This is a genomic window from Pseudomonas sp. A-RE-22 (assembly GCF_019956035.1).
Classification (GTDB): Bacteria; Pseudomonadota; Gammaproteobacteria; order Pseudomonadales; family Pseudomonadaceae; genus Aquipseudomonas; species Aquipseudomonas brassicacearum.
Genome location: NZ_JAHBCZ010000020.1, coordinates 21,744 through 37,758 on the forward strand (window position 1 = coordinate 21,744; position 16,015 = coordinate 37,758).

Below are 16,015 nucleotides of genomic sequence, written 5' to 3' on the forward strand. Positions count from 1 at the left end.
AGTTTTATTGTTCTCTGCCCGGTTGCGGGTTGCTCCTGAAAGCACCCTGAAAAGCACATCCTCTCCAAAAAAATCTGTTAGCTGCGTCTCTGCCGTGTTGTTTTTGTTATGTCAGAGTCGTTTCGTCTTGTTTTTATTGGGTTTGCTGCGTTTTTTTATTCTTGTTATGCAAGAGATATAGCAGGTGGCGTGCCAACTTTTAAAAATTTATATAAATCAATGGGTTGTATTTTTTCGTCGAAAAAGCTGACGCGCCAGACCTGACAAATTGTTTCCGTGTTACTCGTTTCACCGCTGTTACAAGGCCAGCGGTAACACCTCACTGTGCGCTGCGGGCCTTGGCGACACGCGAACCGCTAGGGCGACCGAGCACGTCGCAGATCTGCCGACCCGCGGCGATCAGGGCGTCCAGGTCGACACCGGTTTCGATACCCAAGCCATTGAGCAGGTACAGCACGTCTTCGGTGGCAACGTTACCGCTGGCGCCCTTGGCATAAGGGCAGCCGCCCAGGCCGGCGATGGAGCTGTCGAACACCGCGATGCCTTCCAGCAGGCTGGCGTATACGTTGGCCATGGCTTGGCCGTAGGTGTCGTGAAAGTGTCCGGCGAGCTTGTCCCGAGGCACTTCGGCGCCCACCACCTCAAACATCCTGCGGGTGGCCCCGGCGGTGCCCGTGCCGATGGTGTCGCCCAGGGAGACCTCGTAGCAGCCCATGGCATACAGCTCCCGAGCGACCCAGGCCACCTGTTCAGGCTTGACCGTCCCTTCATACGGGCAGCCCAGCACGCAGGACACGTAGCCGCGCACACTGACGCTGTGCTGCTTGGCGGCTTCCATGATCGGCGCGAAGCGCTCCAGGCTGTCCTTGATGGAGCAGTTGATATTGCGCTGGGAAAACGCTTCGGACGCGGCGGCGAACACCGCCACCTCTTTTACACCTGCTGCCAGCGCGTCTTCAAAACCTCGCAGGTTCGGCGCCAGGGCGCCATAGGTCACACCGGGCTTGCGCTGGATCTGCGCGAACACCTCGGCGGAACCGGCCATTTGCGGCACCCATTTGGGCGAGACAAAACTGCCGACTTCGATGTAGCCCAGGCCGGCGGCGCTCAAGGCATCCACCAGGCGCACCTTGTCGGCGACGCTGATGGGTTGGGCTTCATTCTGCAGCCCGTCACGGGGGCCGACTTCGATCAGGCGTACAAAGGAGGGGAGGGACATGGGGGTTGACCTGTAGTGAGTTGCCAATATATCGAGAACGATGCTGCCCCTGTGGGAGCGAGCCTGCTCGCGATAGCGGTATGTCAGTCAACATTGATGTTGTCAGTTACATCGCTATCGCGAGCAGGCTCGCTCCCACAGGGGGCATGTTGTGTTACTGGACGATTTCCTCGCCCTTGATCGTCTGCTCCAGCGCCTGGATGCAGCGTTCTTCGGCGGTGTCGAGTTCCAGCTTCATCTGTTCGATGTCCAGCAATTGCTGTTCGAGCTGTTCCCGGCGCTCGGTGATTTTCGCCAGCATGCTGTGCAGCTGTTTCTGATTGCCGCTGGAGGGGTCGTAGAGTTCGATCAGCTCGCGGCACTCGGCCAGGGAAAAACCAATGCGCTTGCCGCGCAGGATCAGCTTCAGGCTGACCTTGTCCCGCGGCGAGTAAATGCGCTCCTGGCCCCGTCGCTCCGGGCTCAACAGGCCTTGTTCTTCATAGAAGCGGATGGCCCGGGTGGTGATATCCAGTTCGCGGGCGAGGTCGGAGATGCTGTAGGTCTGGCTGCTCATGGAAGCGCTCGAAACGAAAGGGGCTGGCGCTAAGCTAAAGGCAGGTTGACGTTCGCGTCAAGCAATGAGGTTTCTGCACACAAAAACTGTGGGAGCAAGCTCGCTCCCACAATTTTGATCGCCTAAACCTTGTCGAGCTTCTTCTCATGGGCCGTCACCTGCTGGCACAGCTCGATCATCTGCTCGCGCATCCAGCGGTTGGCCGGGTCCTGGTCGGTGCTTTCGTGCCAGTAGAGGTGGGTTTCCACCGGCGGCACATCGTTGACCGGTAACAGGAAGGCGTGCAGATCGTGGCGACGGGCAAAGCGCTCGGGGACGGTCATGACCATGTCCGTTTGTTGCAGGACCTGGGAGGCCATCAGGTAATGCTGGGAGCGCAGGGCGATCTTGCGCTGGATACCCATCTTGCCGAGGGCCAGGTCGACATAACCCAGCCCGTTGCGGCGGCTGGAAATATGCACGTGGGTCTGCGCCAGGTAATCATCGAGGCTGATTTTTTCCTTGCCCGCCAACGGATGACCCTTGCGCATGGCGCACACGTAGCGATCTTCCATCAACTTGACGTGGCGTACCTGCGGGTCGGTGTTGAGCGGTGCGTCCACCGCGAAGTCGAGGCGGCCGGCGGCCAGCTCCTTGGTGGTTTCACGGCGCTTGGACAGGAAACTCTCGATCGCCACGGTCGGTGCCAGGCGACGCAGGCGCTGGAACAGCAGCGGCAGGATTACGCCTTCGGTGAGGTCGGTCATGCTGATGCGGTAGGTCTTGACGGCCTGCAACGGGTTGAAGATCCGGCTTTCCTGCACCGACACCCGCAGCAGCGACAGGGCGTTGCGCACCGGACCGATGATGTTCTGGGCCATGGGCGTCGGCACCATCCCCTGGGCGGTGCGCACGAAGAGCGGGTCGTTGAAGGTTTCCCGCAGACGCGCCAGGGCATTGGACACGGCCGGCTGAGTGATGCCGACGATCTGCCCGGCGCGGGTCAGGTTGGCTTCGGTGTAGATCGCATCGAAGACAATGAAAAGGTTGAGGTCGACCTTGCTCAGATTCATGGCGCTGCACTCTTATTCTTGGGCTTGTTGTGAGGTGCCGGGTGGCGATGAGAATCAGTGAAACATATATCGGTGATGAATGTTAATACACGCCGAGAATAGGTTAGGTAAATTTTCGTAGCTGAACTAGCATCGATTTCATGACCTAAACAACCTCTGCCAAGAAGGTGCTGCTCATGGATTTTGCCTATTCCCCCAAGGTTCAGGAACTGCGTGAACGCGTCACGGCGTTCATGGATGCCTATGTCTACCCGGCCGAAGCAGTGTTCGAGCGGCAAGTGGCCGAAGGCGACCGCTGGCAACCCACGGCCATCATGGAAGAGCTCAAGACCAAGGCCAAGGCAGAAGGCCTGTGGAACCTGTTTCTGCCTGAGTCCGAACTGGGTGCCGGCCTGACCAACCTGGAATACGCACCGCTGGCAGAGATCATGGGGCGCTCGTTGCTGGGGCCGGAGCCGTTCAATTGCTCGGCGCCGGACACCGGCAACATGGAAGTGCTGGTGCGCTACGCCAATGAAGAACAAAAGCAACGCTGGCTCGAGCCACTGCTGCGCGGCGAGATCCGCTCGGCTTTTGCCATGACCGAGCCGGACGTTGCCTCTTCGGACGCCACCAACATGGCCGCCCGTGCCGAGCGCGACGGCGACCAGTGGGTCATCAATGGCAAGAAGTGGTGGACCTCAGGAGCCTGCGACCCGCGCTGCAAGATCCTGATCTTCATGGGCCTGAGCAACCCTGATGCGCCACGCCATGCCCAGCACTCGATGATCCTGGTGCCAGTGGACACCCCTGGCGTCAAGATCGTCCGGCCGCTGCCGGTGTTCGGCTACGACGATGCGCCGCACGGGCATGCCGAAGTGCTGTTCGAGAACGTGCGGGTGCCGTACGAAAACGTCCTGTTGGGTGAAGGACGTGGCTTTGAAATTGCCCAGGGTCGCCTTGGCCCGGGCCGGATTCATCACTGCATGCGTTCCATCGGCATGGCCGAGCGCGCATTGGAGTTGATGTGCAAGCGTGCCGTCAGTCGCACGGCCTTCGGCCAGCCGTTGGCGCGTCTTGGCGGTAACATCGACAAGATTGCCGACTCGCGGATGGAAATCGACATGGCGCGCCTGCTGACGTTGAAGGCGGCGTACATGATGGACACGGTCGGTAATAAAGTGGCGAAGAGCGAAATCGCCCAGATCAAGGTCGTCGCGCCGAACGTGGCCTTGAAGGTCATTGATCGGGCGATCCAGATCCACGGTGGTGCCGGGGTCTCCAACGATTTCCCGCTGGCCTACATGTACGCCATGCAACGCACCCTGCGCCTGGCCGACGGCCCGGATGAAGTCCACCGCGCGGCCATCGGCAAGTTCGAGATCGGCAAGTATGTGCCCAGGGAAATGTTGCGCAGCAAGGGCTAGGATCTGGCCCACCACAGGCTAATCCTGTGGGAGCGAGTCCGCTTACTCCTTGACGCTCATGTATTCCTCGGCCCAGCGGATGTAGTCCTCGGGCTGGGTGTAGGTGTGGGTCAGTTCGGTGGCGCTCAGGTCCGAAGCCTGGGTGAAGATCTGCCGTTGTTCGCGAAGGCTGTCGTAGGTCGCCTTGATCGCGGCGAAATAGGCGCCGTGGCCGTCGATGGTCACGCGCACACCCAACTCGGCCAGGCGCTTGTCGTCGCGCAGCAACGGGTTGCCATAAGTGACAAGCATCAGCGGCACCGTCAGGTTTTCGCTGATCTTCTCCAGATGATCGAAGTCTTGCACGCCCACCATGCAAATCCCGTCCGCCCCGGCACGCTCATATTGCTGGGTACGGCTGATGATTTCCTGGACCGGCAGAATCGCGGCGTTGGTCCGGGCGATGATCGCCATTTCCGGATCGACTCGCGCCTCCAGCGCCGCACGAATCTTGCCGACACCTTCGGCTACGCCGATCAGGTCGGTGGATTTACGCCCGAACTGGGCCGGCAGCAAGGTGTCCTCGATGGTCAGCGCCGCGATGCCGGCCCGTTCCAGTTCAACGATGGTGCGCATCACGTTCAGGGCATTGCCATAGCCGTGGTCGGCGTCGGCAATGACCGGCAGTTGGGCCACGCGGCCGATGCGGGTGGCCTGTTCGGCAAATTCGCTGAGGGTGATCAGGGCGAAGTCCGGCGCGCCCAATACTTGCAACGATGCCACCGAGCCTCCCAGGATGCCTACTTCGAAACCCAGGTCAGCGGCAATGCGCGCCGACATCGGGTCAAACACCGAGGCGGTGTGGTAGCAGGTGTTGGAAGCCAGCAATTGGCGAAAGTTACGACGTAAATCTTGATGGGAAAGCCTGGACATATGAGTTCCACCAATGGAATGGAAAGGCTTGAGCAAAAGTGTCAACGCCGAAAGATCCAAAGGCTATCACGTGGCAGGCGCAAAGATGATGACGAATGTGTATGGGTGATGCCGTTATGGCATCGAAAGAAGGCTGCAGGCCCGGAAAGTCTGCAGCCGGGCAAAAAAAGCCCATTTCAAACTATTCAGTCTTCGGTCGGTAGGCTCCAGAACTGCTTGATCTCATGGATGTTTCCGACGTTGAAGCGCGTCGGGAAGCCGGGGAGCGTGCAGTGGATTTCGTTGGTTAACTGCATGGCGGTATCGACCACATTGGTACCCGCCCGCAGTAATGGGGTTTCATCCCAGTCTTTCATCAGGTTATTCATGGTTTCTCCTTCTTTAGTTGTTGGACAGCGAATGACTAGCTGGCATTGAGCTGTGACAGCGTCTCTGTAAACAGTGCGATCTCTGGCGCAGCGATGCCGGGGTAAAGCGGTCTGTAATTTTTATCGAAACACCAAGCTTCGTCGATCTTGACCAGGTGTTTAGGATGAATAAGTACACTCAATGAAGCGGACATTGACTTCGGGGCGATTTGCTTGTGGATTTCCTGTAGTGCAGGCATGTGCAGGACTTCACCTGGCGCAAGTTTAAGTTTTCGCACTTTACCCAACCTGGGTTTTTTACCTTTTTGCAGCGGTAGATCATCAAGTATTTCGCGTGTAATGGTGGTGTAGCCATCTCCGCTGTAGCCGACTGCATACATTTCAAAGTCGTGACTGTGGTTCAGGTTATAAATGAATGTTTCGCTTTCATCATGAGTCTCTACCGGCGACCAGAATCCCAGGCGAAGGGTGAATGAATCATTCTTGTGCAGTACAAAACCATAGGCGTTATAGAGGCTGTTGCGCGTACTAAAACCGTCTCGCTGGAGGGTGGTATAAAGATGATCGCTCAATAGACAACGGTTGTTGGCCAGTTGGCGCAAGTCTGCAATGATCCTGGTTTTGTCTCGCAGCAGGTCATAAGTGTTCAGTCGCTCGACAAACGTTTCCAGGTTCATGCCGCCAGCTCCAGTGGACGGAGCAAATTGTCCAGGCGTGCGTCCTTGCGTTTTTTCAGCGACGGGACGTAACTCAACGCGTTTTGCGGGTCAGCCCGATAAAGCATCTGGAAGGCTTTCCATGCCACGGCAGGGTGATAATGGTAGATCAGCTCCCCGGCAACCCTGACACCTTCCGGGTCCTGGATCGTTTCGAGTAATTCGAGGCTCAACAGGTACCGGGCGGTACTATTGTCTTGAGGCAGCCAGGCTGTTTTGCGCAATGAGACAGGATCAAATACGTTGATGTCTGCACTGCGGTCGGGGAAATTAATTCTGCCAATCAATGCAGGTTGTTTTTCGCCCCTTTGAGAATAGTCGAATAAGGTTCGATTGCCATCAATGATCAGCGGATTGCAGTTGTCGATGATCGAGGTGTCGGTTTTTTCAAGTTGATGCGTTTTGAGGGTGTATTGCTGGATTTCGAAAGGCTGATCAAGTGCGAATAGAATACTTTGACCGGGCACCGAGTACAGTTGCGAAGAGGCGGTGTTAGATGCTGGTGCCTTGATACTGATATTGCCCACGCTCGTGCAATGCAGCGTGATGGTCCCGGTATGCGGGTTGGTCATGTTCATGATGGCCGCGCGTCGAGACTGTGCCGTGGCAACGTTGTGTTGTATATCCAGATCGGCGATCAATTGTTTGACTTGCGCGGTCATGTCTAATGTCTTGATTTTCTCCGCTATGCGTTCGAGCGGTATTCGTGTAGCAATCAGATTCTTGATCATGAATATTGTCGTTACAGTGGGGCGATGCGCGAAAGTATGGGTCCCGAGTAGGTAAGTGGCAATTATGCAATTGTGGAGAAGTATTGCTGATTAACGAAGTTCTTATGTATTGAATATCCAAGGTCGGGCGGTACCTTTGGCTACGCCGCCACCGCCTGTTGCCCCTGCCTGGGCAATGCCACGGCCCGCACCGTATCACCCGGTTGCACTTGCAGGCGTTTGGCGGTGAGGCGATCAACGAGCAGCTTGTGGCCATGCAGGTGTGCGCGAGCGCTGGTGACGCGGCAGTTTTCCAGGCGCCGATTGTGAATCAGCCAGACCGGTGCCTGTTCGTCCGGGGTGCCAATGACCAGGGTCAGCATCTGGCTGTCGCGCACGGTACGGATCTTCGACACTGGCGCCTCGATCACCGGGCCGCCGTCAAAGATGTCGATGTAGCCCTTATGGCTGAAACCTTCGGCACTGAGGATCTTCAGGGCCGGCTCGGTGTTCGGGTGAGCCTTGCCGATCACCGCCTGGGCCTGTTCGGTGAGCAGGCAGGTGTACAGCGGTTGGCGTGGCATCAGCTCGGCGATGAACGACTTGTTGCCCATGCCGGACAGCTGATCGGCATAGCTGAAGTCCTTCTTGAAAAAATGCCGTCCCAGGCTGTCCCAGAACGGCGAACAGCCTCGTTCGTCGGCATGGCCACGCAGTTCGGCGATCAGTTTTTCGCCGAACAGCTGGGAGAACTCGGCCACGAACAGCAAGCGCGCCAGGGACAGCAGGCGTCCGTTGTGACCGCGACGTTGCTCGGGGTGCAGGAACAACGAGCAGATTTCCGATTGCCCGGACATCTCGTTGTTGAGGAACAGGGTCGGGATCTGCCGCTGGATCCCCAGCTCTGGCGCCGAGCTGACCGTCAGCCCGACCCGATAGTTGTACCAGGGCTCGCGCAGCCCGACCGCGCCGGTCAGGGCACTGATACCTAGCACCTGCCGGTCATCGTCTTCGAGCACGAACAGGTAATCGGCGTCGGCACGTTCGACTTGCCCGGCAAAAGTTCGTTGGGCCCAGCGAATGCGGTGGGCCAGGCGCTCTTCGTTGGCCGGCAGGCTGGTGAAGCCGGGACCTGCGCAACGGGCCAGGTCCAGCAACGCGGGCAGATCGGTAGTGGCGACCGGACGGACAATCATGCTGCAGCTCCTTCATTGTGTCGGTCCAAGCGTCGATGCGTGCCACGGGATCGAGTGAGTTTCATAGGGCAACCACCCGGATCCGCTCGCCATCCGTGACGCCCAGGGCGACCAGCATGTCGGGCGACAGGGCCACGGGGCCTTCGGCGTTGACGTCCAGCTCGGCGACGATGGCCCGGTAGTTTCCCAGACGGTCGTTACTCACCAGGTAACGGCCTCTGGCATCGATCTGCAGGCTTTGCCGGGCCGTGGCGCTCCGACTTTGCGTGATGGTGCGGACGTTGGCGATACGGGCATGCAAGGTCGGCCCACCGTCGAAGATATCGACGTAGCTGTTGGTCTCGAAACCCTCGCGCGCCAGGATGTCGAAGGCTTCCTGGCCGTCGGGATGCACCCGGCCGATGCAGGCCTGGGCGGCTGGCGGCAGCATGGGTACGTAGATCGGGTATTGCGGCATCAGCTCGGCGAGAAAGGTTCGGCTCTGCAAGCCACACAACCGTTCGGCTTCGAGGTAGGGCAGGTCGAAGAAGTGCTGGCCGATGGCGTCCCAGAACGGCGACTGGCCGTCCTCGCTGCTGAAACCGACGATTTCGGTGATGACCGATTCGGCAAAGCGCTGGGGATGGGCGGCGATGAACATCAGTCGGGCCCGGGACAGCAGCTCCGATTCCGGCGTGCGCACCCGCTCGGCGTCGATGTGGAAGCCACGTAGCAGCGTCTGTCCGTTGAGGTCCTGGCACAGCGACAGCGCGGGCACGCCATGCTGGATGTTCAGCTCCCGGGATTCGCTGGAAAACGGCCGGTTGCGCAGGCTGTAGAACGGTTCGTTGCACCCGGTGCTGGAGAGAATTTCCGAACAACCGACCAGGCGCCCGGATTCCAGGTCCTCCAGGACAAAAAAATAATTCTCCGCGCCAGGGCCCTGCACATCGGCCTCGAACGAGGCGCACGAGTCGAGGATCTTTTCCTCCAGGCGCGCGGTATCGTCCGGCAGCGACGTGACACCCACCAGGCTGTCACGGGCCAGTTGTTGCAGTTGCGGCAGATCGGTTAATTGAACTGGACGTAAGGCCAGCATGGATTGCACTCCTGTTCCAGAGAGCCCGATGACCAGCACTGGGCTTGACGATCACTGTCGATGTCCACGCGTTGTAACCACGGTTGGCCGAGTCCTTCGGCCGCCGGCCCTCACTGACCGGCCGGATCGGGCACGGCGGTAGGGTTGCCGAATTTGTTGAGCACACACAGATAGATCACGCCCGCGGCGATCCAGATCAGGCCGAGCTTCTGCGCAGCCACGCCCATGTTGTACATGATGGCCGCGACGATCACGAAGCCGATCAGCGGGCAAATCAAGTGGCGAATCAGTTGGCCGGACTGCTGGCGACGCCAGTAATGGTTGATGACGGTGATGTGCAGCAACATGAAGCCGCTCAGGGCACCGAAGTTGACCAGGGAGGTGAGGGTGTCCACGGCGTCGATGAACAGGTAGCAGATCAACAGCGACAGCACTGCCACCAGGTAGATGCTCAGGTACGGGGTGTTGTGTTTCGGATGGACCTTGGCCAGCACCTTGGGCAACTGGCCGTCCCGGGCCATGCCGAACAACAGGCGCGATACCGCCGCCTGCGAAGTGATCGCCACGGCCACGCCCCAGGCCAGGGCCGTGGCAACCGCGGTCAAGGTGGCCAGCCAGCTGCCGGCTGCCAATTCGGCGATTTCATAGAATGCGGTGTCGGCGGACTTGAAACCCATGCCGGCGGCCAGGTCCGTGGCGATCCAGGTCTGCACCACGAAGATCGCTCCCATCACCAGCAAGGTCACCAGGGCAGCCTTGCCGACGCTGCGGCCCGGGTCGTCCTTGATCTCTTCAGCCAGGGTGGAAATGGCGTCGAAGCCCAGGAACGACAATACCGCGATGGACACGGCTTGCATCAGCAGGGCGAAGTTGAAATGTTCGGGGCTGTAAAGCGGTGCCAGGGTCAGTTGGCCGTTACCGGCACCACCGTGCAGGGCATTCCAGGCGTAGAACAGGAAAATCCCCAGCACCACCAGTTGCGCCAGCAGGAAAATGATATTCATCCGAGCGGTGAAGGTGATGCCCCGCAGGTTGACGAAGGTCGCGCTCACCAGGAAGGCCAGGATGAAACCGACCTTGGGGATGTCCGGGTACAGATGGTTCAGCGCCATGGCGGCGTAGACATAGAGCAGCGGCGGGATCAGCAGGTAGTCCAGCAGCATCAGCCAACCGGCAATGAAGCCAACGTGTGGGTTAAGGCCCCGTTGCGCGTAGGAATAGACCGAACCTGCCACCGGAAAGGCCCGGGCCATGCTGCCGTAGCTCAAGGCAGTAAACAGCATCGCCACCATGCCGATGATGTACGCCAGCGGCACCATCCCCGGTGCCTCGGCGTTGACATAGCCATACACGCCGAACGGGGCGATGGGGATCATGAAAATCATCCCGTATACCACCAGGTCTGTCAGCGACAGGCCGCGTTTCAATTCCTGTTTGTAGCCAAATGCCTCAATGCTCATGAGCCGTTTTCCTTTTCAGCTGTGGGGTTGCTCTTGCTTGCTGTCTGTCGCAGGAAACTTGCCGCTGCCGCGCTACAGCAGGGGCGCCAGGTAGGCGCTCCAGGTTCGTACCGCTTCGGGGCTGCGCAGTTGGTCGTTGCGCACTTCGATCAACACCGAATCCAGGCCGCGGCCATCGCCGTGCACCGGGACCGTCATGTCGGTCAGGGGGTTGATCTTGTAGGGTTGGTTGCCCGCCGCCCGCAGCGAATGCCGGCCCAGCCCGTCGACGATGTGCTGGGCGTATTCCTTGGCTTCGCCGAACAGCACGCCCGCTTCCAGGGCGCGCGGCTGGCCGTAGAACACCGGGGTGAAACTGTGGATGCCCACCACGCGCACCGGTCGGTTGGCGGCCAGGCGCTGGTCGATCAACGCCTGCAACCGTTCGTGGAAGGGATGGAACAGGCGCTGCTGGCGATATTCGCGAGTGGCTTCGTCCAGGGCATGGTTACCCGGAACCTGGTAGATCTCGCTCTGGGCCGGAATGCTGTCGGGCACGTGCAGCGGGCGGTTGAGGTCGATCAACAGCCGTGAGTAATTGGCCGACAGCAACGTTGCGCCGAGGGTTTCGGACAGGCGTTCGGCCAAGGCCAGGGCACCGATGTCCCAGGCAATGTGCTCCTGGGAGGCCGTTTCATCCAGCCCCAGGTCGTTCAGCGCATCGGGAATGAAGCGGCTGGCGTGTTCGCACACCAGCAGCACCGGGTGTTCGGATTCCTCCCGGGCCAGTCGGTAGGGTGGCCTGGTGTAGAGGCCCGATTCAGCACACTCAATAGATTCGTGCATAGTGCTCACAACGCTCGGCAGGTGACAGCGCCTCGGTCAAGGCCAGCTCCTGGGCCTTCAAGGCGAAGTAGGTTTCAACCAGCGGGCCGGGCAGGGTCTCAAGCAGCGCCCCGCTGTGGCGCAGGCAGTCCAGTGCCTGGGCCAGGGATGTCGGCAGCGCGATAATGCCACGGGCGTGCCGTTGTGCTTCATCCAGCTCATCGGGTATTTCATCAGTGACAGCGTTCAGGGCCAGTCGTTGCTGGATGCCCAGTCGCCCGGCGATCAACAGCGCTGCCATCGCCAGGTGCGGCGAAGCGGTGGCGTCCATGGCGCGGAACTCCAGGTTGTACTGGTTCGCCAGCGGTTTGCCGCTCAGGCTTACGGTCGGGCAGATGCGCAGCGCCGCTTCGCGGTTGCGCTGTCCCAGGCACGCATAGGACGCGCTCCAGTGATGAGGCTGCAGGCGTTCGTAGGACACCGGTGTCGGCGCGGTCAGCGCACACAGTGCAGGCAGATAGTGCAGCACACCAGCGGCCCAATGCTGGCCGAGGCTGGACAAGCCGTTGCTGCTGGCGGCGTCATGCAGCACCGGGTCCGCGCTCAGATCCTGCAGGCTCAGGTGCAAATGCACGCCGTTGCACACGGCGTTTTCCGCGGTCTTGGGGGCGAAGCTCAGGTCCAGGCCCATTTGCCGGGCGATCTCGCGGGTGATTTCCCGTACGTTCACGGCCCGGTCGGCGGCGGCTACGCCCAAAGTCGGGCGGCAGGTGATTTCGTATTGATGCTGGCCATATTCCGGCAGGAACATTTCCGGCTCGACACCGCCGGCCCTCAGGGCACTGAGCAACCATCCGGCGAATTCGGCCTGCTGGCGCTGGGCCTGGAGGCTGAAGGCCAGGCGATCAGGCTGCGCAGGCGTGGCAATCAGGTTGAATTCATGCTCGAACGCGGCGAAAACCTGCAAGCCCAGTTCGGCGCGATAACGCTCCACTTCGTTCTGCAACAGCGTGCGCGGGCAGGCGTTCCAGGGCCGGCCGTCGGTCTCGCGTACATCGCAATGGATAAAGTCGAGGACGGGCGCCTGGGCGTCGGGGCCGTTGTTGACGGTCACCCGGCTGGACAGGTCCGGCACCAGTCGCAGGTCGCCATAGGCGCCCCAGGGGTTGGTCGAAGCGATGATGTCCTGGGGCGTCAGCGCGCTGTTGGCCGGCACCCAGCCACAACCGGCGGTGACGTAGTGGGGCAATTCATCGCTGGGAAACGAGCGCCCACGGGTCACGCCGATCAGGTCGGTGGTCACCAGGGTTGTGACGGGCAACGGGGCGAGGACGGCGGCAGGATCGAGGCGGCTCATGGCTGCATCTCCTGCAAACGCGCGAGCACGGTGTCGGTATCGGTGATCCAGCAATAGCCCTTGATCGCGTTCAGGCACGCCAGGTGCCGTTGTTCGGTGTAGGTGGCGCAGGCATCTTCCACCAGCGTGACCAGGTAGCCGCGATCGGCGGCGTCGCGCACGGCCATGTCGACGCACTGGTCGGTGACGATGCCGGCGACGATCAAGTGGCGGGTCTGCAGGTTGCGCAGCACATAGTCGATGTTGGTGGAATTGAAAACCCCTGAGGAGGTCTTGGGCAGCACGATTTCGTTTTCCAGCGGCGCCAGTTCGGCGATGATCTGCGCCTCGGGGCTGCCCTTGGGCAGGTGCATGTCCGACAGCTTGTGATCCAGGGAACGGTCGCGGCCATCGGCGGTGAGGCTTTCGATGTGGGTGTGCAACACGTTGTGCTGCGCTTCGCGCATCGCGTTGAGCAAGCGCTGCTGGTTGGGGATGACCTGCTGGCGGGCTCGCTGGATGAAATACTCGGCCTCGCGAGTGTGCAGGTGGGCATCGAATTGCGGTTCCAGCCAGGCGCGTTGCATGTCCACCAGCAGCAAGGCGGTGTGCTGGCAGGTGAACGGCAAATCCCGGGGCGAGTGGTGGGGGAGCGAGAACATCCTTATTTTTCCTCCAACAGATGTGTGTTGAATTCCGTGCGCAAGGCATCGATGCCTTCCAGGCGTTCGGCCAGCTCGGGGCATTGCAGGGTCAGGCAGGCAATCAGTGCCTCGACCTGGGCCAGCGCTGGCACCAGGCTGTCGAAGGCCGAGATCGATTCCACCGGGGCGCTGATGATCAGGTCGGCCAACTCGCGCAACGGCGAAGCGTAGACGTCGCTGAACAGCACGACGCGGGCGTGGCGCTCCTTGGCCGCGCTGGCCACACGCAGGGCCTGGGCCTGGTAGCGACGGTAATCGAAGATCAGCACCACATCCTGGCGCTGCACGTCGAACAGCCGGTCAGGCAGTTGGGCGTTGTCTTCCAGGGCGAAACAGCCGGCGCGCAACAGCCGCAAATGGTTGAGCAGGTAGTGGGCCAGGAAGCTGCTGAAGCGCCCGCCGAAGCAATGCACCTGGTGGCGGCTGTCGAGCAACCACTGCACGAGAATGCGCACGTCTTCGGGTTGAGTCAGGGCCTGGGTGTCGATGAGGTGGCGTTGACTGGCGGCCAGGTACTGGCTCCAGGTATCGCCTTGCTGCAATTTGGCCCGCGGTTTCAACAGGGTGCGGGGGGAGCGCAGGCGATGGTCCATGTCACTGAGCAGGGCATCCTGGAATTCGGCGTAACCGCCAAACCCGAGTTTTTTCACCAGCCGCACGATGGTCGGGTCGCTGACGCCGGCATGGTCTGCCAGGCGTGACATCGGGCCGAGGCCGTTGCGTGGGTAGTGATCGAGCAGGGCACGTACGACCTTGCGTTCCGACGGCGTCAAAACCAGGCCGGGATCGGTGATCAGGTCTCTGAGAGGTGGCATCCGTGCTCCTTGCCAGGATGGGTGTTGAATTTCTTTCATAACTCCTGGAAACAGTATTTATGTAGCTGGTGCTACATGTCCAGTGGTTTTTACGTTCCGTTTAAAATGCTCGAATATTGTGCGAAACCCTTGTAGGAGTTGGTCCCGGCTGGGTAGACCAGGTATGTCAGTCGATACTTCTGGCGATGTCGGACATAACGCCTTTTTGTCTCATTTATTTGATTTCGTATAAGGTGCTGTACAACTAAAAGCATGAATATCCCGCCCATGCGACCTTTTCGATTGCCTGAGAATCCAGTGTGCAAGCCACTCGTCTGACCTTGATCTGCCACGCCCGCACCGTCGCCCAGAAGCAGGCGCGCTTTGGCCTGGACGAACCACTGGACGCCGACTGGCTGGCATGCCGCGCGCAGGTCGAGCATCGCTACCGAAATATCCGGCAACTGCTGTGCGGGCCGGAACTGCGCACGCGCCAGACCGCCGCGTTGTTCGGCGCCGAGCCCGAGCAGGACCAGGCCCTGGCCGATTGCGATCTGGGACGCTGGGGCGGGTTGTCCATCGATGACTTGCTCCAGGCTGAACCGCAAGCCCTGCAGAGTTGGCTCGACGATGCCGAGGCGGCTCCCCATGGTGGTGAATCTGTCGCCCAGTTGTGTCGCCGTGTCGGGGGTTGGCTGGCCAGTCTGGAAACCCGGCCAGGACATCTGCTGGCCGTCACCCACCCCTTCGTGATCCGCGCAGCCCTGGTGAATGTCTTGGGTTGCCCGGCCGCCACATTCAACCGGATCGACATTGAACCGTTGTCCACCCTCGAATTGCGTTTCAACGGCGTATGGCGATTACGCACCCAGGGACCTGGCCAGGAGTCGTCGCGATGAAGAAATTGTCAGTCATCGGCATTGGGGCCGGCGATCCGGATCACCTGACGATGCAGGCAGTGAAAGCCTTGAACCGCTTGGACGTGGTCTTTCTCATGGACAAGGGCCCGGCCAAGGACAAACTGTTGGACCTGCGGCGCGAAGTCTGTCGGCGCTACATCGTTGATCGCACCTACCGTTTCGTCGAAGCCTACAGCCCGGAACGCCAACGCGGCGACCTGGACTACAAGGACAGCGTCGAAGCGTTGAACCGCGCTAAACAGGCCACCTTCGAACGCTTGATCAATGAAGAACTGTCCGACGGTCAACGGGGTGGTTTTCTGGTGTGGGGCGATCCGGCGTTGTACGACAGTACCGTGCGCATTCTGCAGGCGATCCTCGATGCGGGCCGCTGCGCCTTCGAATTCGAGGTGATCCCCGGCATCACCAGCGTCCAGGCTCTGGCGGCCCGGCACAAAGTGCCGTTGAACCGCATTGGCGGTTCGCTGGAAATCACCACCGGACGCCGGTTGGCGGCGGGGCAGGTGGGCGACTCGACGAGTGTGGTGGTGATGCTCGATGCCGAGGACGCCTATCGCCAGGTGAGCGATCCGGATACGCACATCTACTGGGGAGCCTATGTGGGGACGCCGGATGAAATCCTTATCGCCGGCCGCCTGGGGGACGTGGCCGATGACATCGAGCGCACCCGCAAGGCCGCGCGCAAGGTCAATGGTTGGATCATGGATACTTATTTGTTGCGTAAACCTCAATGACGCTTGCACATCAACCTGTGGCGAGAGGGCATGTGGGAGCAAGGCTTGCC

At 60.3% G+C, this 16,015-nt stretch carries 17 protein-coding genes; 3 read left to right on the plus strand and 14 right to left on the minus strand.

All coding sequences use genetic code 11. The features are described from left to right. Positions 1-319: 319 nt before the first annotated feature. From KGA89_RS11630 to KGA89_RS11640, 3 genes are all read right to left on the minus strand, one after another. On the minus strand, positions 320-1,219 hold the full coding sequence (locus KGA89_RS11630; RefSeq protein ID WP_223471606.1) for a hydroxymethylglutaryl-CoA lyase: 900 nt from the start codon (positions 1,217-1,219) through the stop codon (positions 320-322). Positions 1,220-1,373: 154 nt separating this feature from the next. Further along, positions 1,374-1,775, minus strand: a complete 402-nt coding sequence (locus tag KGA89_RS11635; protein ID WP_003200000.1) for a MerR family transcriptional regulator — start codon at positions 1,773-1,775, stop codon at positions 1,374-1,376. A gap of 122 nt (positions 1,776-1,897) precedes the next feature. Then, positions 1,898-2,827 carry a LysR family transcriptional regulator gene (locus tag KGA89_RS11640; protein ID WP_003200002.1) on the minus strand — a complete coding sequence of 310 codons (930 nt, stop codon included), beginning with the start codon at positions 2,825-2,827 and terminating at the stop codon, positions 1,898-1,900. 176 nt (positions 2,828-3,003) lie between these two features. Here KGA89_RS11640 and KGA89_RS11645 point away from each other — a divergent pair, with 176 nt between their 5' ends. After that, positions 3,004-4,233, plus strand: coding sequence for an acyl-CoA dehydrogenase (locus KGA89_RS11645; RefSeq protein WP_223471607.1), 1,230 nt, complete (start codon positions 3,004-3,006; stop codon positions 4,231-4,233). Positions 4,234-4,275: 42 nt separating this feature from the next. Here the strand turns inward: KGA89_RS11645 and KGA89_RS11650 are convergent, their stop codons facing one another. The 11 genes from KGA89_RS11650 to KGA89_RS11700 form a co-directional block, all read right to left on the minus strand. Next, entirely contained in the window at positions 4,276-5,145 is an 870-nt protein-coding gene (locus KGA89_RS11650; RefSeq protein ID WP_003200006.1) for an oxaloacetate decarboxylase, read from the minus strand. A gap of 185 nt (positions 5,146-5,330) precedes the next feature. Continuing rightward, positions 5,331-5,513, minus strand: a complete 183-nt coding sequence (locus KGA89_RS11655; protein ID WP_003200007.1) for a hypothetical protein — start codon at positions 5,511-5,513, stop codon at positions 5,331-5,333. A 35-nt stretch (positions 5,514-5,548) separates the two neighbouring features. Beyond that, complete coding sequence (locus tag KGA89_RS11660; RefSeq protein WP_223471608.1) at positions 5,549-6,190, minus strand: transposase; 642 nt, start codon at positions 6,188-6,190, stop codon at positions 5,549-5,551. After that, complete coding sequence (locus KGA89_RS11665) at positions 6,187-6,960, minus strand: hypothetical protein (RefSeq protein ID WP_223471609.1); 774 nt, start codon at positions 6,958-6,960, stop codon at positions 6,187-6,189. Before KGA89_RS11665 ends, KGA89_RS11660 begins: the two co-directional genes overlap by 4 nt. Positions 6,961-7,100: 140 nt before the next feature. Next, positions 7,101-8,135: an arginine N-succinyltransferase gene (gene astA / locus KGA89_RS11670; RefSeq protein WP_223471610.1), complete on the minus strand. Its 1,035-nt coding sequence runs from the start codon at positions 8,133-8,135 to the stop codon at positions 7,101-7,103. A gap of 61 nt (positions 8,136-8,196) precedes the next feature. Beyond that, the gene (locus KGA89_RS11675; RefSeq protein ID WP_223471611.1) at positions 8,197-9,213 is read right to left on the minus strand and encodes an arginine N-succinyltransferase; all 1,017 of its coding nucleotides are present in this window, start codon (positions 9,211-9,213) and stop codon (positions 8,197-8,199) included. Positions 9,214-9,323: 110 nt separating this feature from the next. Then, the gene (locus tag KGA89_RS11680) at positions 9,324-10,673 is read right to left on the minus strand and encodes an APC family permease (RefSeq protein ID WP_003200017.1); all 1,350 of its coding nucleotides are present in this window, start codon (positions 10,671-10,673) and stop codon (positions 9,324-9,326) included. Between the two features lie 72 nt (positions 10,674-10,745). Next, positions 10,746-11,498 carry an N-formylglutamate amidohydrolase gene (locus KGA89_RS11685; protein WP_027912586.1) on the minus strand — a complete coding sequence of 251 codons (753 nt, stop codon included), beginning with the start codon at positions 11,496-11,498 and terminating at the stop codon, positions 10,746-10,748. Further along, a complete protein-coding gene (locus KGA89_RS11690; RefSeq protein WP_223471612.1) occupies positions 11,482-12,834 on the minus strand; it encodes a glutamine synthetase family protein in 1,353 nt (450 codons plus the stop codon). Before KGA89_RS11690 ends, KGA89_RS11685 begins: the two co-directional genes overlap by 17 nt. After that, the gene (locus tag KGA89_RS11695) at positions 12,831-13,475 is read right to left on the minus strand and encodes an isochorismatase family cysteine hydrolase (RefSeq protein ID WP_223471613.1); all 645 of its coding nucleotides are present in this window, start codon (positions 13,473-13,475) and stop codon (positions 12,831-12,833) included. The genes KGA89_RS11690 and KGA89_RS11695 overlap by 4 nt, the downstream gene beginning before the upstream one ends. 2 nt (positions 13,476-13,477) lie before the next feature. Further along, positions 13,478-14,332 (minus strand): MurR/RpiR family transcriptional regulator, encoded by an 855-nt coding sequence (locus KGA89_RS11700; protein WP_057447774.1) that lies wholly within the window; start codon positions 14,330-14,332, stop codon positions 13,478-13,480. Between the two features lie 299 nt (positions 14,333-14,631). On the opposite strand from KGA89_RS11700, the gene KGA89_RS11705 reads away from it, so the two are divergent. Continuing rightward, on the plus strand, positions 14,632-15,210 hold the full coding sequence (locus KGA89_RS11705) for a histidine phosphatase family protein (RefSeq protein ID WP_223471614.1): 579 nt from the start codon (positions 14,632-14,634) through the stop codon (positions 15,208-15,210). After that, positions 15,207-15,965 carry a precorrin-6A synthase (deacetylating) gene (cobF, locus tag KGA89_RS11710; protein ID WP_223471615.1) on the plus strand — a complete coding sequence of 253 codons (759 nt, stop codon included), beginning with the start codon at positions 15,207-15,209 and terminating at the stop codon, positions 15,963-15,965. The genes KGA89_RS11705 and cobF overlap by 4 nt, the downstream gene beginning before the upstream one ends. Positions 15,966-16,015: the final 50 nt, after the last annotated feature.